This is a genomic window from Aequorivita nionensis, assembly GCF_046352995.1.
In the GTDB taxonomy this organism is placed as follows: domain Bacteria; phylum Bacteroidota; class Bacteroidia; order Flavobacteriales; family Flavobacteriaceae; genus Aequorivita; species Aequorivita nionensis.
In genome coordinates this window covers 2,877,318-2,897,339 of record NZ_CP130281.1, presented here as the reverse complement: position 1 = coordinate 2,897,339, position 20,022 = coordinate 2,877,318, and the positions used below count along the sequence as shown (strand labels likewise).

Annotated in this window: 22 protein-coding genes; 14 read left to right on the top strand and 8 right to left on the bottom strand. The window is 35.7% G+C overall.

Features of this window, described 5'->3' with window-relative positions; translation table 11 throughout:
• Window positions 1-105 precede the first annotated feature (105 nt).
• Together Q2U82_RS13315 and aroQ are read left to right on the top strand one after the other, a co-directional pair.
• On the top strand, window positions 106-804 hold the full coding sequence (locus Q2U82_RS13315; RefSeq protein WP_410005348.1) for a porin family protein: 699 nt from the start codon (window positions 106-108) through the stop codon (window positions 802-804).
• 157 nt (window positions 805-961) lie between these two features.
• Window positions 962-1,378 carry a type II 3-dehydroquinate dehydratase gene (gene aroQ, locus Q2U82_RS13310; RefSeq protein ID WP_410005347.1) on the top strand — a complete coding sequence of 139 codons (417 nt, stop codon included), beginning with the start codon at window positions 962-964 and terminating at the stop codon, window positions 1,376-1,378.
• 154 nt (window positions 1,379-1,532) lie between these two features.
• Here aroQ and lpdA read toward each other — a convergent pair whose 3' ends face one another.
• The 4 genes from lpdA to Q2U82_RS13290 form a co-directional block, all read right to left on the bottom strand.
• Window positions 1,533-2,909, bottom strand: a complete 1,377-nt coding sequence (gene lpdA / locus Q2U82_RS13305) for a dihydrolipoyl dehydrogenase (protein ID WP_410005346.1) — start codon at window positions 2,907-2,909, stop codon at window positions 1,533-1,535.
• A 160-nt stretch (window positions 2,910-3,069) separates the two neighbouring features.
• Window positions 3,070-3,471 (bottom strand): peptide-methionine (R)-S-oxide reductase MsrB, encoded by a 402-nt coding sequence (gene msrB / locus Q2U82_RS13300; RefSeq protein ID WP_410005345.1) that lies wholly within the window; start codon window positions 3,469-3,471, stop codon window positions 3,070-3,072.
• Window positions 3,455-3,949, bottom strand: a complete 495-nt coding sequence (msrB, locus tag Q2U82_RS13295; RefSeq protein ID WP_410005344.1) for a peptide-methionine (R)-S-oxide reductase MsrB — start codon at window positions 3,947-3,949, stop codon at window positions 3,455-3,457. Before msrB (Q2U82_RS13295) ends, msrB (Q2U82_RS13300) begins: the two co-directional genes overlap by 17 nt.
• 81 nt (window positions 3,950-4,030) lie before the next feature.
• Window positions 4,031-4,606, bottom strand: a complete 576-nt coding sequence (locus tag Q2U82_RS13290) for a collagen-like protein (protein ID WP_410005343.1) — start codon at window positions 4,604-4,606, stop codon at window positions 4,031-4,033.
• A 153-nt stretch (window positions 4,607-4,759) separates the two neighbouring features.
• On the opposite strand from Q2U82_RS13290, the gene Q2U82_RS13285 reads away from it, so the two are divergent.
• The 7 genes from Q2U82_RS13285 to mscL all read left to right on the top strand — a co-directional run bounded on the left by Q2U82_RS13285 (window position 4,760) and on the right by mscL (window position 13,470).
• On the top strand, window positions 4,760-5,581 hold the full coding sequence (locus Q2U82_RS13285; protein ID WP_410005342.1) for a M48 family metallopeptidase: 822 nt from the start codon (window positions 4,760-4,762) through the stop codon (window positions 5,579-5,581).
• Window positions 5,582-5,665: 84 nt separating this feature from the next.
• Window positions 5,666-6,985, top strand: a complete 1,320-nt coding sequence (locus tag Q2U82_RS13280) for an MFS transporter (RefSeq protein ID WP_410005341.1) — start codon at window positions 5,666-5,668, stop codon at window positions 6,983-6,985.
• Between the two features lie 48 nt (window positions 6,986-7,033).
• Complete coding sequence (locus tag Q2U82_RS13275; RefSeq protein ID WP_410005340.1) at window positions 7,034-8,428, top strand: DUF6252 family protein; 1,395 nt, start codon at window positions 7,034-7,036, stop codon at window positions 8,426-8,428.
• A 239-nt stretch (window positions 8,429-8,667) separates the two neighbouring features.
• Window positions 8,668-11,118 carry an endopeptidase La gene (lon, locus tag Q2U82_RS13270; RefSeq protein ID WP_410005339.1) on the top strand — a complete coding sequence of 817 codons (2,451 nt, stop codon included), beginning with the start codon at window positions 8,668-8,670 and terminating at the stop codon, window positions 11,116-11,118.
• Between the two features lie 133 nt (window positions 11,119-11,251).
• Window positions 11,252-12,271 (top strand): type IX secretion system protein PorQ, encoded by a 1,020-nt coding sequence (gene porQ / locus Q2U82_RS13265; protein ID WP_410005338.1) that lies wholly within the window; start codon window positions 11,252-11,254, stop codon window positions 12,269-12,271.
• Window positions 12,271-12,966 (top strand): (d)CMP kinase, encoded by a 696-nt coding sequence (cmk, locus tag Q2U82_RS13260; RefSeq protein WP_410005337.1) that lies wholly within the window; start codon window positions 12,271-12,273, stop codon window positions 12,964-12,966. The genes porQ and cmk overlap by 1 nt, the downstream gene beginning before the upstream one ends.
• 75 nt (window positions 12,967-13,041) lie before the next feature.
• Window positions 13,042-13,470, top strand: a complete 429-nt coding sequence (gene mscL, locus Q2U82_RS13255; protein ID WP_410005336.1) for a large-conductance mechanosensitive channel protein MscL — start codon at window positions 13,042-13,044, stop codon at window positions 13,468-13,470.
• On the opposite strand, the gene Q2U82_RS13250 is transcribed toward mscL, so the two are convergent.
• Window positions 13,467-13,841, bottom strand: a complete 375-nt coding sequence (locus Q2U82_RS13250; RefSeq protein WP_410005335.1) for a DNA topoisomerase IV — start codon at window positions 13,839-13,841, stop codon at window positions 13,467-13,469. The genes mscL and Q2U82_RS13250 overlap by 4 nt on opposite strands.
• Window positions 13,842-13,884: 43 nt before the next feature.
• On the bottom strand, window positions 13,885-14,304 hold the full coding sequence (locus Q2U82_RS13245) for a helix-turn-helix domain-containing protein (RefSeq protein WP_410005334.1): 420 nt from the start codon (window positions 14,302-14,304) through the stop codon (window positions 13,885-13,887).
• Between the two features lie 291 nt (window positions 14,305-14,595).
• Between Q2U82_RS13245 and Q2U82_RS13240 the strand changes: the two genes are divergently transcribed.
• The 5 genes from Q2U82_RS13240 (at window position 14,596) to Q2U82_RS13220 (ending at window position 18,484) form a co-directional block, all read left to right on the top strand.
• Window positions 14,596-15,741 (top strand): M14 family zinc carboxypeptidase, encoded by a 1,146-nt coding sequence (locus Q2U82_RS13240; protein WP_410005333.1) that lies wholly within the window; start codon window positions 14,596-14,598, stop codon window positions 15,739-15,741.
• A gap of 58 nt (window positions 15,742-15,799) precedes the next feature.
• Window positions 15,800-16,279 (top strand): Lrp/AsnC family transcriptional regulator, encoded by a 480-nt coding sequence (locus tag Q2U82_RS13235; protein ID WP_410005332.1) that lies wholly within the window; start codon window positions 15,800-15,802, stop codon window positions 16,277-16,279.
• Window positions 16,280-16,354: 75 nt separating this feature from the next.
• A complete protein-coding gene (locus tag Q2U82_RS13230) occupies window positions 16,355-16,870 on the top strand; it encodes a DinB family protein (RefSeq protein ID WP_410005331.1) in 516 nt (171 codons plus the stop codon).
• Window positions 16,870-17,817, top strand: coding sequence for a YihY/virulence factor BrkB family protein (locus Q2U82_RS13225; RefSeq protein WP_410005330.1), 948 nt, complete (start codon window positions 16,870-16,872; stop codon window positions 17,815-17,817). The genes Q2U82_RS13230 and Q2U82_RS13225 overlap by 1 nt, the downstream gene beginning before the upstream one ends.
• A 118-nt stretch (window positions 17,818-17,935) precedes the next feature.
• On the top strand, window positions 17,936-18,484 hold the full coding sequence (locus Q2U82_RS13220; protein WP_410005329.1) for a type 1 glutamine amidotransferase domain-containing protein: 549 nt from the start codon (window positions 17,936-17,938) through the stop codon (window positions 18,482-18,484).
• A 69-nt stretch (window positions 18,485-18,553) separates the two neighbouring features.
• Here the strand turns inward: Q2U82_RS13220 and Q2U82_RS13215 are convergent, their stop codons facing one another.
• Together Q2U82_RS13215 and aroB are read right to left on the bottom strand one after the other, a co-directional pair.
• Window positions 18,554-18,847: a hypothetical protein gene (locus Q2U82_RS13215; protein WP_410005328.1), complete on the bottom strand. Its 294-nt coding sequence runs from the start codon at window positions 18,845-18,847 to the stop codon at window positions 18,554-18,556.
• Window positions 18,848-18,924: 77 nt separating this feature from the next.
• Window positions 18,925-20,016 (bottom strand): 3-dehydroquinate synthase, encoded by a 1,092-nt coding sequence (gene aroB / locus Q2U82_RS13210; protein ID WP_410005327.1) that lies wholly within the window; start codon window positions 20,014-20,016, stop codon window positions 18,925-18,927.
• Window positions 20,017-20,022: the final 6 nt, after the last annotated feature.

Genomic DNA, 20,022 nt, shown 5'->3' with positions numbered 1-20,022 from the left:
GGCGGCTTTTTTTGTTAAGAATATTCAGAAAACTCTGGTGGAATAATTGCAGTAATTAGATAATTATTGTTTATTTGTTAATATTAACATAAAAAATTTAAAAACATGAAAAAATTATTACTATTTGCTGCATTTGCAGCTTTTACATTCACTACAGCAAAAGCTCAGAGTGAATTTAGAATTGGATTTAAAGGAGGAGTTAACTTTGCTTCAGTTGGTGGCGACTTTACCGATAACAGTAATGGACGAACGAGTTTCCATATAGGTGGTTTAGTTGAAATACCTATCATGGAAAAATTGGCAGTCCAGCCCGAATTGATGTATTCTTCGCTGGGTAATAGTAATGAAGATTCAGGCTCTGAATCTTATGGAGGCTTAACATATAGTTATAAAGAAGAGTCTGATTTAAAACTCGATTATATTAGTATTCCTATTATGGCAAAATATTATATTATTGATGGGTTAAGTGTTGAAGCTGGACCGCAAGTTAGCATTTTGATTAAAGCGGAAAGTGAATATGATTATTCAGAAACTGTAAGCGGTGGAGGTGAAACAATAAGTAACAGTGAATCTGGAACTGATGATGTAAAGGAATTATTCAAAACGTTAGATCTTGGTTTTGGGATAGGCGGTTCTTATAGACTTGATTTTGGACTTTTCTTTAGCGCACGGTATGTCATAGGATTGTCTAATGTGAATGACTTTAACAATTATGAAATAGAGGATTTAGAAGATTTTTATGACGGAAAAGAATTTAAAAATACCAATAATGTATTGCAGCTTTCAGTAGGATATTCTTTCTAAAACTTTTAGAAAATTATTTTATAAAAGCAGGAGCCAGGTTCCTGCTTTTTTTATTTAATATATTTACAGTATGAAATGCCCATTAACAAATTGTAAACCCGCCGAAGATGAATAATGTGGGCATTCCGTCTTCCGCTTTATCAAATATTTTATACAGATGAAAATTATCATCATCAATGGTCCAAACTTGAATCTGCTAGGTAAACGTGAAAACGATATATATGGCAACGAAACCTTTAATGATTTTTTTGAGAGATTACAGAAGAAGTATGCAAACCAAGAAGTTTCCTATTTTCAATCTAATATTGAAGGGGAGCTGATAGATAAATTGCAAGAAGTAGGATATAAATACGACGGAATCATTTTAAATGCTGCTGCATATACACATACTTCCGTTGGTATTGCAGACGCTGTAAAAGCTATAAAAACGCCAGTTGTAGAGGTACATATCTCAAATACTTTTTCAAGAGAAGATTTTAGACATAAAAGCTATATTTCACCCAATGCCAAAGGCGTGATAGTTGGTTTTGGATTGCAGAGTTATGAGTTGGCTTTGCAGAGTTTTTTGAAATGACCCCTTTCGTGTCTTTCAAATCGTGAAAAGCAACTGAAAATCCACCTTCCTTGAAAAGGAGAAGGAACCATTTTTGATAAATAAAAAAAAGCTCCGAGTTGGAGCTTTTTTTTAGTCTTATGTCTTCCGTCTTATAACAAAGCAAATCTTACGTCTATAAGTGAATCACTTCCCCATAAGCATCCGCAACGGCTTCCATCACAGCTTCACTCATTGTTGGGTGTGGGTGTATTGCTTTTAGCACCTCGTGGCCAGTAGTTTCAAGTTTTCTTCCCAAAACAGCTTCGGCAATCATATCAGTAACGCCAGCGCCAATCATATGGCAACCCAACCATTCGCCATATTTGGCATCAAAAATTACTTTTACAAAACCATCTTTTTCCCCAGAAGCACTAGCTTTTCCACTAGCAGAGAAAGGGAACTTCCCAACTTTCAGTTCATATCCAGCATCTTTTGCTTGTTTTTCAGTCATACCAACGCTTGCAATTTCTGGGCTTGCATAAGTACATCCAGGAATGTTTCCGTAATCGATAGGTTCTACGTGAAGACCCGCAATTTTTTCAACACAAGTAATTCCTTCAGCCGACGCAACGTGGGCTAGGGCAGGACCAGGGGTTATATCACCAATAGCATAATATCCGGGAATGTTGGTTTGGTACCAATCATTTACCATTACTTTTCCTTTGTCGGTTACTATACCTACATCTTCAAGGCCAATGTTTTCAATATTTGTGGCAATACCTACTGCGGAAAGTACAATTTCAGCTTCAATTGTTTCTTCGCCTTTAGCAGTTTTTACTGTGGCTTTTACCATTTTTCCAGAAGTGTCCAATTTCTCAACGGAGGAATTCGTCATTACTTTTATTCCTGCTTTTTTGAAGGAACGTTCAAATTGTTTTGAAACGTCTTCATCTTCCAAAGGAACAAGATTTGGTAAAAATTCAACGATTGTAACTTCGGTACCCATAGAGTTATAGAAATGAGCGAACTCAACACCAATGGCGCCACTGCCCACAACAATCATACTTTTGGGTTGTTTTTTTAAGCTCATTGCTTCGCGGTAGCCAATCACTTTTGTGCCGTCCTGTTTCAGGTTAGGCAATTCACGGGAACGAGCACCGGTGGCAATGATTATATGATCTGCAGAATACTCTTTTCCGTCAACATCAACTTTCTTTCCTGGTTTTATTTTTCCGAAACCGTTGATGACGTCAATTTTATTCTTCTTCATTAAAAACTGAACGCCCTTGCTCATTCCTTCGGCAACGCCACGGCTTCTTTCAACAACTTTTCCGAAATCTTTATCAAATTCCTTTACGGTAAGGCCGTAACTATCAGCGTGTTTCAGATAATCAAAAACTTGTGCACTTTTTAAAAGTGCTTTTGTAGGGATACATCCCCAGTTTAGACAAACGCCTCCAAGGCTTTCTTTTTCAACAATGGCGGTTTTCAAACCTAATTGTGAAGCCCTTATGGCAGTAACATATCCGCCTGGACCGCTTCCTAAAACTATTACGTCGTATTTATTCATTTTATATGTTTAAGTCTAGATTTTTGGAGGTACGAAATTACGAAATTCAAAATGAAAAAGCTCCAAATTCCAAAAACCAAATTCCAAATAACTTTTAAAAAGAAAAAATTCCAAATACCAAAAGCAGTTTTCTTGGTATTTGGAATTTGGTATTTAGAATTTATTTTTTAAAATCCAAAGAAAGTGAATTAACACAATAACGTTGCCCAGTTTCAGTTGGACCATCGTTAAAAATGTGCCCCAAATGGCTTCCGCAGTTGGAGCAGAGAATCTCTGTTCTTATCATTCCGTGTGTTGTGTCTTTTATATATTCTACAGCACCTTCAATGGAATCGTCAAAAGAAGGCCAACCACAGCTGCTTTCAAACTTGCTGTCACTTTTAAAAAGTGGCGTGTGGCAAGCGCCGCAGACATATGTTCCAGCTTCAAAAGTTAGGTTGTATTCGCCTGTTCGTGGAAACTCAGTGCCTTTTTCACGAAGAATATGGTAGCGTTTGTCGCCTAGTTCCTCACGCCATTCGGCTTCCGATTTTGTTACAGGATATTTATTTGGATTCTTCATTTTTAGGAATAAAATTTAACGCAAGTCCATTAATACAATGTCTTTTTCCAGTAGTTTCTGGGCCGTCATTAAAAACGTGGCCCAGATGTCCGCCACAGGTTGCGCAATGTTCTTCGGTTCTGGTATATCCAAGCTTTTTATCAGTTGAAAAAGCTACATTGCCTTTTATTTCTCTGTCAAAACTTGGCCAACCTGTTCCGCTATCAAATTTATGTTTACTTTCAAAAACAGGGGTTCCGCATCCTGCACATACATACGTACCCACTTTGTGATTGTCGTTCAAATCACTGGAAAAAGCACGTTCCGTTCCTTCGTGCCGTAACACATTATATGCAACAGGGGACAATTGAGCTTTCCACTCCGCATCGGTTTTGGTTACTTTAAAGGTTTCATTCTTCATTTCTTTACTTTTCTGAGCAGGTGAATTGCAGCTGAAAAGAAAAGTAATCATTATCAATACTGAGCTAAATAATTTCATCTTTAAATTATAATGTTTTAATACAGCATTAGGTCGTTAGAATCTCTATTTGCTAACGCTGTATATCAAAAACTTAAATTATTATTGAATTTTCTCAATTTCTGAAACATCAACTTGCATCATTTCAATAACTTGCTCCATTGTAGGATTTGTTTTTGCAAATTCAGCTGGAACAACAGCTATACGGAATGTTTGATTGTTTGTGAAGTCTGTTCCTAAAGTATTTAAATCAAAATTTCCGTCTAAAAATATTTTCAAATCTAAAAATGTATGATCAAAACTATATAATAATGTTCCTTGGTTTAGAAAGTACGTTTGTGGCAGTTGTTCCCAAACATCTATTGGCCCACCATTTCCAGGAATCACTTCGACTAAACGGTAAACCAAAATAGCATCACTCTCATATATTTCCACATTTGAAGGGTAAGTAATTAAGTTTTCGAAATCATTACCGCTATTGAAATTTACAGTTGTTTCAAAAACTTGGGCATAAACCAATCCACCATCCAATCCTGGAGGTCCTGGATCACCTTCGCAAGAAGTAAATAATACTGTTAAAGAAAATGCTAAAAAAAGAAGTATGTTTTTCATAATTGAATATTTTTTAAGATTTAATCTAAAGTTTACAAAAGTCGTTCCAACTTTTTTAAAGTCCATAAATTTATAGGCTTCTACGATACATTACTATTAAAGAAACACTAAAGTTTAATATTTGTGGAACAATTATTGAAAAAGTCAATTTTAGAATAATTTTAATAGCATGCTAAATTTTATATCTCTAATTTTAACATTTAAACAAAACCATCTCATATGAAATTTTCAAAATCACTTTCCATTTTACTATTAGGAGCTATTGTAGTTGCTTGTAGTACAAATCCCTTCACGGGAAAACAAACCTTGGCTTTGGTTCCAAATTCGCAGATTTTGCCAATGGCATTTCAGCAATACCAAGAGTTTTTATCAGAGAATAAAGTTGTAAAGAATACTGCAGATGCACAAATGGTAAAAAGTGTAGGGCAAAAAATTGCTGCGGCTGCAGAAAGATATTTGACAGCAAATGGTTACGCTGGATATTTGACGGATTATCGTTGGGAATACAACCTTGTGGATAGTAAAGATGTGAACGCTTGGTGTATGCCTGGCGGTAAAATAGTGGTTTATACGGGTATTTTGCCAATAACCAAAAATGAAGCTGGTTTAGCTGCTGTTATGGGACATGAGGTAGCCCACGCCTTAGCTAATCACGGTCAGCAACGTATGAGCGCAGGTCAATTACAACAACTGGGAGCGGTAGCGGGAAATGTTGCATTGTCCAACAGTCCAGAAAACCAACAAATTTTTAACACTGCCTATGGATTGGGAAGTACAGTAGGTATTATGCTTCCATTTAGTAGAAGCCACGAAACAGAGGCAGATCATATTGGTTTAATTTTAATGGCAATTGCAGGTTACGAGCCAAGTGTTGCGGCAGAACTTTGGCAACGTATGCAAGCTCAGGAAAATGGGAATACACCGCCGGAATTTTTAAGTACGCACCCTTCCAGCAGCACAAGAATCCAAAATATACAGGCTTGGGCTCCTGAAGCAAGGGCCGAAGCCAATAAGTTTGGTGTAACGTCCTTTAAGCGATAAAAAAAGAACAATATAAATTTTTAAAATCCCGCAATAAGCGGGATTTTTTATTAGATTAGTAACCTCAAAAAACTTAAAACCAATATGCCCAACTTACCCAAAGGAAGTAAAAAGCTACTTAATGCTTGGGCATTTTATGATTGGGCAAATTCAGTTTACAGCCTTGTAATTGCTTCGGCTATTTTTCCAATTTATTATCAAGCCCTTTTTAAATCTGCAGATATAAGTACGGTTTCAATTTTAGGTGGAAATATTCGCAGCACACCTTTAATAAGTTATACAACTGCCGCAGCTTTTTTGTTGGTTGCTTTTATTTCGCCTTTACTTTCCGGTATTGCAGATTATGTGGGCAATAAGAAGAATTTCATGAAATTCTTCTGTTATCTGGGTGCATTGTCGTGTATAGGGCTTTATTTTTTCAGTATTGAAAATATTGAAATTAGTTTACTTTTTTACTTTTTCGGATTGATTGGTTTTTGGGGAAGTCTTGTTTTCTATAATTCCTATTTGCCAGATGTTGCATTTCCAGAGCAACAGGATAGGGTGAGTGCCAGAGGATATTCGTTTGGTTATATAGGGAGTGTAGTTTTGCTTATCTTCAATTTGGCAATGGTTATGAAACCTGAAGTTTTTGGATTTGGAGAAGGAGGGGAAGCAAGCATGAAAGCAATGCGTTGGTCATTTGTTTCTGTTGGAATATGGTGGATTCTCTTTAGCCAATACTCTTTTTATTTTCTTCCAAAAGGAAACAAAAGCGGAAAAAAGGTTAGTACCAAAATATTGTTGAATGGTTTTCGAGAACTTAAAAGTGTTTATAATTCACTATCAGAGAATATTCAGCTTAAAAGATATTTGGCGGCATTTTTTGTTTACAGCATGGCCGTGCAGACGGTTATGTTGGTGGCTACTTACTTTGGTGAGCAAGAAATTGCCTGGGGAGGTGATGATGCAAAAACAATAGGGCTGATTGTCAGTATATTGATTATTCAATTAGTGGCAGTTGGAGGAGCTGTTTTAACATCACGAGCCTCGGAAATATTCGGAAACATTCCGGTTTTAATTGTAATCAACATTATTTGGGTGTGTATTTGTGTAGTCGCATTTTTTATAGAATCACCTATTCAATTTTATATTACTGCGGGAATAGTAGGTTTGGTAATGGGCGGAATACAATCACTTTCACGCTCAACGTATTCAAAATTTTTGCCCGAAACAAAAGACACCACCTCCTATTTTAGCTTTTATGATGTAGCCGAAAAGATTGGAATTGTAATAGGAATGTTGATTTATGGATTTATAGATCAAATAACTGGAAGTATGCGCAACTCTATATTGTTTCTTGTTTTGTTTTTTGTGACTGGCGTATTTTTACTATTAAGAGTACCAAGAAATAAAACCAATTAAACAATTTTTGTTTAAGTTTGCGTTTATTACCTACAAACAACTTAGTTTATGAAAAAAATGTATCTTTTGAAAGGAATGCTTCTTGCATTTATAGTCTTTCAATTTTTTTCCTGCGAAAACGAACCTCTTACTGGTGAATTTGTCCAAGAGGAACAAAACGATGCCGATGAAGGGCAGTTTAAAGCCCAAATTGCAGGACAGGAATTTATTGCTGCTTCTACAAGTGCAACATTGACCACTGAAAATGAATTGGTTATTACAGGTTCAAAGCCAGGTGGTGAAGATATTGTTTTGGCCATTACCAATGCCGCAGTTGGAACTTTCAGTCTAACAACAGGGGGAACCAACGAAAATGCGGGAGCTTATTTTGACGGTTCAATAAATCTGCTTCCTTTTATGTCTGCACAGGCTGTGGGAGGTTCTGGACAGTTGCAGATTACTGCGCTAGATACCGATGCAAAAACCGTTTCGGGAACTTTCAGTTTTGTTGGGTTTCGTATAAAGGTTGACGGAAATGGAGACCCAATTATTGATGGAAATGGCAATCCCGTTTTGGAAAGTATAGAAATTTCAAGAGGCGCATTTAATGCAATTGAATATGTATTAGACGACACCGGTGGCGGTGGAGGGGGAAACAACCCTGAAAACGAATTTTTCGCAAAAGTTGATGGTATTGATTTTGTTGCGGAGAGTATTTCGGTAACAGAACCAATGGTTGGTGATGTTCATATGATTAAAGTGGAAGCGCTTAATGCCGAAAGACAACTTATGCGCATAGATGTGCCACGTTCTTTAGGTGTTGGTACTTTTGATATGGTTCGTATATCAGACGGAACAAAGTTAATAGCACTTTATAATGCTGCCGGCGGTGCAGAAAATCTCACTTCCGATCCGGGAACGATTACAATTACAGAATTTGATCTGGAAGCTGGAGTGCTGAAAGCTACTTTCAACTTCACAGGAACAGACCCATTAAATCAATTACCAGACGTTGTTGAAGTAACGGAAGGTAGTTTCACTGCATTATTTGAAGGTGTACCTGGAGCGAACAACACATTCTCAGCCAATATTGACAGCTCAGGATATACACCTGATGATATCGTTGTTGAGACTTCTGTTGTAAACCAATATCCAAGAGTTTCAATCACAACAACCAAAGATGATAAAAAGATGGTGCTTACCTTCCCATTAACAGTTACCGAGGGTACATTCGAAATGGGAACCGAAGTTGTTGTTGGTGATGAAATAGTTGCAAGCTACACACCAGTAGTTGGAACTTCAATTACTTATGTGTCAATTCCGGGAAGTTTGGTCATTACCAATTATGACCTAGCCAATGGAATCATTGAAGGAACATTCAACTTCACAGGTAGGGATGCTTCTGGCCAAGATCCAACTATTTATCAAATTACGGGTGGCCAATTTTTAGTGGTGCTTCCCTAAGAAAAAATACAAAGTACATTAAAAGCCGTCTTTGGTATCACCTGAGGCGGCTTTTTCAATTTTACCGCTAAACTTTTCTAAGAAAAAAAATAAAATAACTGGCATAACTCTTGAATTATAGAAGCAGAGAGGCTGTAAAACGTTTGATATTCAGCGTTCTTTTATAAAGAAAACATAAACATTTTAATAATTAGACATCGTGGGCACAACATTTGTGACACAATGTCCTAAAACAATATATGGCAAATTCAAAACTTACATCATTAGACAAGTTGTCATTTCAGGATTTAAATGAAGATGCAGAATTTATCCCGCTAATGTCTTCCGAAGATGAAGATGCAATGCATAAAGAAGAACTTCCTGAAATTCTTCCAATTTTACCACTTAGAAACACGGTTTTGTTTCCTGGGGTAGTAATTCCTATTACGGCTGGACGAGACAAATCAATAAAACTCATAAACGAAACCAATAAAGGAAATAAGGTTATTGGCGTAGTTTCACAAAAAGATGAAAATGAAGAGGAACCAGGTATTGGAGATATCAATACCATTGGTACCGTTGCACAAATACTTCGAGTACTTAAAATGCCCGATGGCAATACTACGGTAATCATACAGGGAAAAAAGCGCTTTGAGGTTGCTGAAGTGATAACCACAAGTCCTTATATGACAGCCACGATCAGGGAGGTAGCCGAAGCTCGTCCTGAAAAGGAAAGTGAAGAGTTTAGGGCAATCATAGACTCCATAAAGGAAATGGCACTGCAGATAATAAAACAAAGCCCAAATATTCCTTCGGAAGCGGCCTTTGCAATTAAAAATATTGAAAGTTCAAGTTTCCTTATAAACTTTGTTTCTTCAAATTTAAATATTGAAGTTGAGGAAAAGCAAACGCTCCTAGAAATTAATAATTTGAAAGATCGCGCGCTTGAAACACTTCGGTATATGAATATGGAGATTCAGAAGCTCTCGCTTCGCAACGATATTCAGAGTAAAGTACAGAGTGATATCAACCAACAACAACGCGAGTATTTTCTTCAACAGCAAATGAAAACCATTCAGGAAGAGTTGGGTGGTTCATCTATGGAAGAGGAGATAGAGGAGATGCGTGAACGTTCCAAAACAAAAAAATGGAGCAAGGAGGTTGAAAAACATTTCCAGAAAGAGCTTTCCAAAATGCAGCGTATGAATCCGCAAGTTGCAGAATACAGTATTCAACGCAATTATTTGGAGCTGCTTTTAGAACTGCCTTGGAATAAATACAGCAAAGATAAATTTGATTTAAAACGCGCCAGAAAAGTTTTGGACCGCGATCATTATGGACTTGATGACGTTAAAAAACGTATCATTGAATATTTGGCTGTTCTGAAACTTCGAAATGATATGAAATCACCAATACTTTGTCTTTACGGACCTCCTGGTGTTGGAAAAACTTCGTTGGGAAAATCAATTGCAGAGGCTTTGGGCAGAAAATATGTACGGATGAGTTTAGGTGGTCTTCGCGATGAAGCTGAAATACGCGGGCACCGAAAAACATACATAGGCGCAATGCCTGGACGGATTGTGCAAAGTATAAAAAAGGCAGGAACGAGTAACCCAGTTTTTGTTTTGGACGAAATTGATAAAATTTCAGCAAGCAACCAAGGAGATCCTTCTTCGGCAATGCTTGAGGTGCTTGATCCGGAACAGAATAATTCGTTTTACGATAACTTTTTGGAGCTTGGTTATGACCTTTCCAAAGTTATGTTTATAGCTACTTCCAACAGTTTGAGTACCATTCAGCCCGCATTGCGCGACAGGATGGAAATTATAGACGTTACGGGCTATACCATTGAAGAAAAAGTGGAAATTGCAAAAAGACACCTGCTTCCAAAACAATTAAAGGAGCACGGCATGGAAAACGATGCCTTAAAAATTGCAAAACCGCAACTTGAAAAAATTGTTGAAGGCTACACACGTGAAAGTGGCGTGCGAGGTTTGGAAAAACAGATTGCGAAAATGGTGCGTTACGCAGCGATGAAAATCGCAATGGAAGAAATTTACGAAGTAAAAGTTACTAACGAGATTATTGTTGAAGTTTTGGGTGCGCCCAGAATGGAACGCGATAAATATGAAAACAATGATGTAGCAGGAGTTGTAACAGGCCTTGCCTGGACGAGAGTTGGTGGTGATATATTGTTTATAGAATCAACGCTTTCCAAGGGAAAAGGTGCTTTAAATATGACTGGAAACCTTGGAAAAGTAATGAAGGAATCTGCAACCATTGCTTTGGAATATATAAAATCAAATGCTGAACAATTGGGCATTGATTCCGAAATATTTGAAAATTATAACGTCCATATTCACGTTCCAGAAGGAGCTACGCCAAAAGACGGACCAAGTGCAGGAATAACGATGCTAACTTCCTTGGTTTCGCTATTCACACAACGTAAAGTGAAAAAATCCATTGCTATGACCGGAGAGATTACACTTCGCGGAAAAGTACTGCCCGTTGGTGGAATTAAGGAAAAAATACTTGCTGCTAAACGTGCCCGTATTAAGGAAATTCTTCTTTGTGAAGACAATAAACGCGATATAGAAGAAATAAAACCCGAATATTTAAAAGGGCTGACTTTCCATTACGTTAAGGATATGAGCGATGTCTTGAATCTGGCTTTGACCAAAGAAAAAGTGAAAAACGCTAAGAAACTATAAATCAATTTTATTAAAAGATGATTAATGTATATTTGTTTTAGCAACTATACATTAATCATCTATGTTTTCTTTCCTTTGCAAAAATAAATTATACTTGCATTCGTTTAGTTTTTAGTTACGGTAACTCGCGTCTATGGCCCAAAAGGTTTTTTTAGTTGTTTCGCTTTTAATATCTCAGCTTTTGATAGCCCAGATAGGGGGAAGGGCAACGTATCAATTCCTTAATTTAGTCAATAGCCCAAGGATGGCTGCACTTGGAGGAAAAGTGGTTACAAATTATGACTATGACCCTACACAAGGATTATTTAATCCTGCAAGCATCAATCCAGCGATGGATAATCAATTATCACTAAACTACACTAACTATATTGGCGACGTAAATTACGGAACTGCGGCATACGCTTATCTTTGGGACAGACGAACTCAAGTATTGCACGCAGGTGTAACCTATGTTAATTACGGAAAATTTGATGGTTATGATGAAACTGGAAACCCAACAAGCAGTTTCAGCGGGGGTGAAGTGGCACTGTCCATTGGTCATGCCCGAAACATTGCCTTTACTAATTTTCATGTAGGTGTAAACCTAAAACTTATCTCTTCAAAACTGGAAAATTATTCATCATTCGGAGGTGCGTTGGATATAGGGCTTATGTATGTGTATGAAGATTGGGATCTTCAAATAACGGGAGTTGCTAGGAATTTAGGAATGCAGTTCACTCCTTATCACGAAGAATATGAACCATTGCCGTTTGAAGTAATTTTAGGAATTTCACAAACGTTGGAAAATATTCCAATTCGTTGGCATTTCACAATGGAAAACATGCAACAATGGAATATTGCATTTGCAAACCCTTCCCGTTCAGAAACCGATTTAGAAGGAGAAACTACTGAAGAAAAAATTACTTTTATTGATCACGCGTTTCGGCATATGATTGCTGGAATTGAGCTTTTTCCAGAAAGTGGATTCAATATTCGTTTGGGTTATAATTTCAGACGAGGTGAAGAGCTTCGTATAATTGAGAAGCGTTCCTTTGCTGGCTTAAGCGCAGGGTTTGCTATCAAGTTGAATAGATACAGACTAAGCTATTCCTATTCAAAATATAGTTCTGCAGCATCTTCTAGCTTCTTTGGGCTTAATATAGATCTTCAATAATGCATAAAATTACCATCGCTATTGACGGATATTCCTCTACCGGAAAAAGTACAGTTGCAAAACAACTAGCCGATTATTTGGGGTATGTTTATGTGGATAGTGGCGCAATGTATCGTGCTGTAACGCTTTATGCAATGCAGAATGACATCATTTCAAAGAATAATTTTAATATTGAGAAATTAAAAGAATCACTTCCTTCAATCAACTTAAGATTTGAAAAAAAATCAGATTGGAAGAAAGCACACATTTTTCTTAACGGAAAAGATGTTGAAAACGAAATTCGCAACCTTGAAGTTTCTGAATTTGTAAGCCCAATTGCTACCATTCATGAAGTTCGTCTAAAATTGGTCGCACAGCAACAACAAATGGGTTTGGAAAAAGGAGTTGTAATGGACGGTCGTGATATAGGCACTGTAGTTTTCCCAAAAGCTGAACTAAAAATTTTCATGAATGCTTCGGCTAATGAACGCGCGCAAAGACGTTATCAAGAACTTCTAGGCAGAGGAGAAGTTGTTGAGTTCAAAAACGTACTGAAAAACATTGAAGAACGCGACCATATAGATACTACTCGCGAAGACTCACCATTAATAAAAGCTGCAGACGCTATTGAAATTGACAACTCTGAAATGAATCTTGAAGATCAGTTTCACGTTGTGCTACAATTGGCAAAAGACCGAATTGCAGGCCGTATTTAAAAATTTTCCATAGCCCAAACTTCCTTTTCTCTTAAATCTTTTTTATACTTGAACTTTCTTATAAATTTATAAACAATGAGCTTTTTACAAGAGTTTAAAAATTTCGCCATAAAAGGTAATATGATAGATATGGCGGTGGGAATTGTTATTGGTACCGCTTTTAATAACGTAATCAGCACCATTGTCAAAAAAATTGTAATGCCACCCTTATCTTTGCTTACAGATGGGGTTAACCTTTCAAATAAAAAATACATGCTCCGTACGGCCACAAATTCAGTAGAGGAAGTAGCGGTGGGCTATGGCGAACTAATTGAGGTTTTGATTGATTTCTTTATAATTGCATTTACCATCTTTTTGGTTATAAAAATCATCAATCGTTTTAAGAAGAAGTCTGAAGATCCGCACGATAAAACTGTTGAAACTCCTAAAAACATTCAACTTCTTTCTAATATTGAAAAATTGATGGAAGAACAAAACACACTCTTGAAAAACAAGAAAAGTTAAGGTTTTACCTTTCTAGCTGAAGCCTTACTGGTTTTTGTCTTTCCAACTTCGCTAAATTCGAATGTATAGGTATTCTTATCAGTTGTTAATATCTTAATGAGTATGGCCTTTTTTTCAGCTTGATTTTTTGGATGGAGTTTTTCCAAAACATATTCACAGTCATTTATCCAGCGGATTGAAGAAGTATCGCTTTTACCATCAAAAAAATCAACCTCTATGGAATCGTTACGGATAATAGTTGTTTTGAAAACTTCCGTGCCGGAAAGAGCCTCAAATTCAAACGTTCCAGTCTTGAAATCTGAGCAATTACGCTCACTTTCATAACAACTGGTCAAAAATAAAAAGACTACTAAAAGTAAAGAAAAACGCATTTCAAATTTTTATGCGAATTTCCGAAAAATTACCGAAAACCACTCAGTTTTGGTAAACATTAAAGCTTCCATCACTGTAAAAAATAACTATCCTTTCAATATTCTTTGAATTTTGATTGATTTGAATAGTTTTATTTTCTTCCTCATTTTTTTCTTTTGAAAAGAGATCAATGTTTTTTCCTTCCGGGGCAATCGGTTTTTGTTTTGGAGTAACTATCGTGCTATTATTTTCTAAAGTAGAAGGGAAGTTTCCCTTTCCATATAAAAGCCAATTCATTTCCACTTCAGGAAATTTTTGAAGCAGCTTCATTACAAACTCCAAACTAGGTTTGTTTCTTCCTGATAGCAAATGTGAAATAGTGGAGCGATTAAAATCCATTTTTTCTGCAAATGCAGTGGCCGTAATACCGTAATATTCCAGTATTTTTTCTAGCCTTTTAACAAAATCCGAACTGTTTATCATTGTAACATTAATTATACTCCATCAACGGTTACAAATGTAAATTATTTTAAATCATTTGCTTTAAAACAGCCAAATATTTTAAAATTTTATTAAAATTAAACTTTATGTAAATTATTATAAAATACTAGAAAACAATAAATTAATTACAATTTTACAAATTTAATCAAATATTATAATTTCACTGGGCAAGCACACTCAAATATGTTTACTAGTGTAATCAACATTGCGCAATTTTCTTGTTTACACTTGTAAACTAAGCATTGTTTAACTTTGTAAACTTCAAAATTCAGTATGGAAATAAATAGTTGGTACAAGGATCATTTTGAATCCCGAATAAGTGGTAGATATATCACGATGCAGCATATCTATCCGTTGTTGGATATGTATAAATTGAAATATGAAATTTCGGTTCCAGGACTTTCAGAATTAGGTCAGGATATCCCATTAATTAAAATTGGAAGTGGCTCAAAAATAGTTTTGGCTTGGTCACAAATGCATGGAAATGAAGCTACAACCACCAAAGCTCTTTTTGATTTTTATAAATTCATAAGCCAGAAACAGTATTTTAAAACTGAAATTGAGGAATTCTTAAAAAAATACACTTTTTATGTTTTTCCAATTCTTAACCCTGATGGCGCTAAATTATACACTCGTGAAAACGCAAACAAAGTTGATTTAAATAGAGATGCTCAAAATTTATCACAAAAGGAAAGTCAATGTCTTAGGAATGTTTTTGACGCATTAAAACCTTCGTTGTGTCTAAATTTACATGACCAGCGCTCCGTATATGGCTTTAGCGACGGCAAACCTGCAACGATTTCGTTTTTATCACCAGCGGCTGATGAAAAACGATCTATAACAGATTCCCGAAAGATTGCAATGTTTCAAATCGCAAAAATGAATCATATGCTCCAAAATTACATTCCGGGGCAGGTGGGGAGGTATGATGACAGTTTTAATGAAGCCTGTGTGGGTGATACTTTTCAAAAGGCTGGTGTGCCCACCATTTTGTTTGAAGCTGGACATTTCAACCAGGACTACCAGCGGGAAAAAACGAGGGAGTTTATTTTCTATTCCTTGCTTTCATTGTTTGATATTATTGGAGAAAATTCACAATCAAACAATTATGAGGAGTATTTTAATATTCCTGAAAATCTTAAAAATTACAACGATTTCATCCTTAGAAACGTAAAATCGCAGGATGAAAAAAAATTGATTTCTGTTGCAATTCAATATGAAGAAGTCTTAAAGAACGAACAAGTTATATTTTCACCAATAATTGACGCTATAGGAAAATTGAATAATAAATTTGGGCACAGAGAAGAAGATGCAAAAGGATCGGAAATATTAACAAATTCACAAGAAAAATTAACAGTTGGTACTAATATTTCAGAAATATTTGATAAATATGATAGTTCGATAATTTATTTTCAATAATTAAATTCTTTTTTATGATTAAACTTTATAGTTTTGCAAAAAAAAGAACAAAATAGTCATGGGAAAATTTAAATTAGACGATACAGACCATAAAATTCTCGATTTATTAATCGATAACACACGAATTCCTTTCACTGATATAGCGAAAAAGCTTGATATTTCTGCGGGTACTGTCCACGTTCGCGTTAAAAAGATGGAAGATGCACAAATTATAACAGGTTCTTCTCTTCAGGTTGATTACAAAAAACTGGGATATTCTTTTATAGCTTATGTAGGTGTATTTATTTTTAAAACATCGCAAACGCAATTTGTATTGGAGCGAATCAGCCACATTCCATTTGTGACGGTAGCTCATGTAACTACTGGAAAATTCAACATATTCTGCAAAATTAGAGCACGAGACACTGCGCATGCTAAAGATATTATTTATGAAATAGATGATATTGAAGGCGTTAGCCGCACAGAAACAATGATTTCTATGGAAGAAAGCATTAACGATAAAAAACGATTGCTTCATTCCATATTTAAAGAAATATAATATTTAAGCCAATTTTATATTAAAGCCTTTGCCAACCAGCAAAGGTTTTTTTTATCTTTCCTAAAAAGAAAAGATATGCTTCCATCAACTATACAACCTTCAGAATTTAATCCTTATTATAAGCACTATATAGCATTGGTTGAAAACGTCAATTTAGTTCAAGCGCTTGAAAAGGGATTAAACACTACCACTGCTTTTTTTGAGAGCTTGCCCGATAGTGTATGGAATTATCAGTACGCTATTGGTAAATGGACGCCCAAAGATATTTTACAGCACATAGCCGATACCGAAAGGGTTTTCGCGTATAGAGCTTTATATTTTGCCCGAAGCAATAATGCGGAGCTCAAAGGTTTTGATGAAAATATATTTGCGGAAAACGCTTTGGCGAGTAACAAAACAATTGGAGATCTTCTTCAAAATTATACTTTAGTTAGAAACGCTACTTTAAGTCTTTATAGGAATTTTAATGAAACACAACTAATGCAGATTGGACAAGCCAATGGAAGCGTCATGTCTGTCAGGGCTGCCGGATTTGTAATTTGTGGTCATGAAATACATCATTGCAACATAATAACCGAACGCTATCTGTAATGAATTTTTTAAAACTATTAAAAGAAACATATTTAAGTTGGGATAAAAATGATCCTTGGGCAAAGAGTGCCGTTATAGCTTATTACGCACTTTTTTCATTACCGTCATTGCTGATTATCTCGGTTCATTTTGCAGGTGTTTTTTTTGGCAGAGAAGCCGTAGAAGGAAGGATTACAGGTGAAATAAGTGGACTGATAGGTAAGCAGAGCGCAGATTTAATACAGACAATGATCATTAATGCAGCACTTTCTGAAAGTTCGGTTCTCTTTATAATTTTTGGGGTTGGAATGTTAGTTTTTGGGGCAACGGGTGTTTTTTTTCAACTTCAAAAAGCATTGAATGATATCTGGAGTGTACGGTCCAAAAAGAATACAATATTGGACACTCTAAAACGAAGAGCCATATCATTCGGAATGGTTCTAATTATCGGCTTATTATTGCTTATATCCTTGGTTATTACAACGGCCATTAATGCCCTTAGCGATGTAATAGGAAATTACTACACGGAGCTTTCAACCCATATTGTGGAAATTCTAAATTTTATTTTTTCACAAATAATAATTACTTCACTTTTTGCGGCAATCTTCACATTGCTTCCCGATGTGAAAATAAAGTGGAGAACAAATTTTATAGGTGCTTTTTTAACTGCGTTGCTTTTTTTGGTTGGAAAGTATTTAATTGGGTTTTATTTTGCAAAATCGGACCCAGCTTCCATTTATGGAGCCGCAGGAAGTTTGGTTCTTATTCTTTTATGGGTTTATTACACCTGCCTAATTTTATTTTTCGGAGCAGAGTTCACTGTCAATTGGGCAATTTACCGAAATATAAAAATTGAACCCACTAGTAATGCAACTCTTTCCTATGAACGTGAAATGGAAGAGTTGCGCGAGTACAAACGAAAAGTGGAAGCTGATAAAAAAAAAGCGGAAACCTTAAAGAATAATTGATTTCATTAATAGTCATTAACAAAGATTAGTAAAAGATTAATATCATAAAATTGATAGTTAGGATCATGCTTGCTAATTTCACGGAGAATTAATTGTTTAACTAAAAATGAAAAAGATTATGAATAAGAGAATAGCAATTTTAGCCACAAATGGATTTGAGGAATCTGAGCTGAAATCACCCAAAGAGGCTATGGAAAAAGAAGGTTTTACTGTTGAAATAATAAGCGAAAAAGAAGGTAAAATTAAAGCTTGGGCAGATGGTAATTGGAGTCGCGAATATACTGTTGACAAAACCATAAATAACGCATCTGCAAGTGATTATAATGCATTGGTTCTCCCCGGCGGTGTTATAAATCCTGACAAACTGAGAAGAAATGAAGATGCTTTAAAATTTGTGAACCATTTCTTCGAACAAAAGAAACCTGTTGCGGCAATTTGCCACGGGCCACAGATTTTAATTTCCGCAAAAGTTGTTAAGGGAAGAAAAATGACTTCATTCAGCTCTATTAAAGATGATCTGATTAATGCTGGCGCTAACTGGGTAGATGAAGAGGTTGTAGTTGACGAAGGTTTTGTAACCAGCAGAAACCCGAATGATTTACCTGCTTTTAATTCAAAATTGATAGAGGAAATTAAAGAGGGTAAGCATGAATTACAACATGCCTAATATAATCAGGCGAAACTTATGTAATAAAAAAAGAGGCATTGTAGCCTCTTTTTTTATTTGAGAGATTGTTTATTCCTCTTCATCCATTTTCTTTTTGTCTGGAATTTCACTGATTGGTTCGTTGAAATCAGCATCATCATAGTCATCTTCATCAAAATTTGCCATGCTTGTCTCAAGTCGAGAACTCACTTTTACTAGATATATAGTATCTTCAGTTCTTACCTCAACTGCTTCTACAGTTTCATTTTTGGCGTTTTTGAAAGTGATAACGTGGTCGTCATCATATCCATCAGGATATTTTTCAACCAATAAAGAAAGTATTTCTGGGGTTAACTTTCGGTAATCTACAATGACTCGCTTCATTTAATATTTAATCTTTTGGTTTGTGGTTATAAAACTATTCAAAAATTGATGACTTAAAAATATTTTGAAGAAAATTTTCAGAAATTTTTATAATAATCAAATGCACTGTAAATCAATTCATTGCTGACGATGCAGTCAGTTCTATGCTGTCCAATGTCTTCCATAAGGACAAAAAGCACTTGCCCATTCCTGTTTTTTTTATCGAAGACTAGTAGTTTTATGATGGCTTCAATATCCTTTTTACTGAAAGTTTGCTTCGGAAAATATTTAAATATGGTTTTTGAAATATCGCGTAAAGATTGTTTTGAAAACCCATAAGTTTCCATTGAAATGAAGGTTGCCAAAACAATTCCGGCAGCAACCGCTTCGCCATGCAGTAAAATTTTCTTATCTGGGCTTTCAAGAAAATAAGACTCTATTGCGTGACCGAGAGTGTGGCCATAGTTCAGAGTTTTTCTTAATTTTTTTTCAGACGGATCTAAAGCGACAATTTCTTTTTTTATTTCAATGGAATCCCAAATCAATACTTCAAACTCTAGCTTATTACACACATCAATGTTTTTTACACGCTCCCAGTATTCTTTGCTATAAATTATGCCGTGTTTCAGCATTTCTGCTAGACCGGAAGTAATGTGTTCTTTAGGCAGCGTATTTAGAAATTCGGTATCTATTAGTACCATTTCGGGAAGATTGATTACGCCAATTTGGTTTTTTATAGGCCCCAGATCAACACCATTTTTTCCTCCAACTGAAGCGTCAACCATTCCGAGTAGGGAAGTGGGGATGTTTATAAAAGGCAAGCCACGTTTAAAAGTGGAAGCAACAAAACCACCAAGATCAGTGACCACGCCGCCGCCAAGGTTAATAATCAAACTATTTCTATCAGCACCTTTTTCTGAAAGTGTTTCCCAAACTTTTACGCATGTGCTTATGTTTTTATGGATTTCGCCTTCTGGAATTATGATAATTTCGGGCGTGATTTTAAATTTTTCTTTTTCAAATAAATAATCCAAACAGTGCGTATGTGTGTTTTCATCTGTAATAATAAATATCTTAGAAGGTTTCATCTCTTTTATTATTCCCGAAAAAACTTTCCAAGCATTTCTATTGCGATAAACTTGACCCTTTTCATTTAATGCTTTTCCCATAAACTTATTGATGTTTGTCATATATTC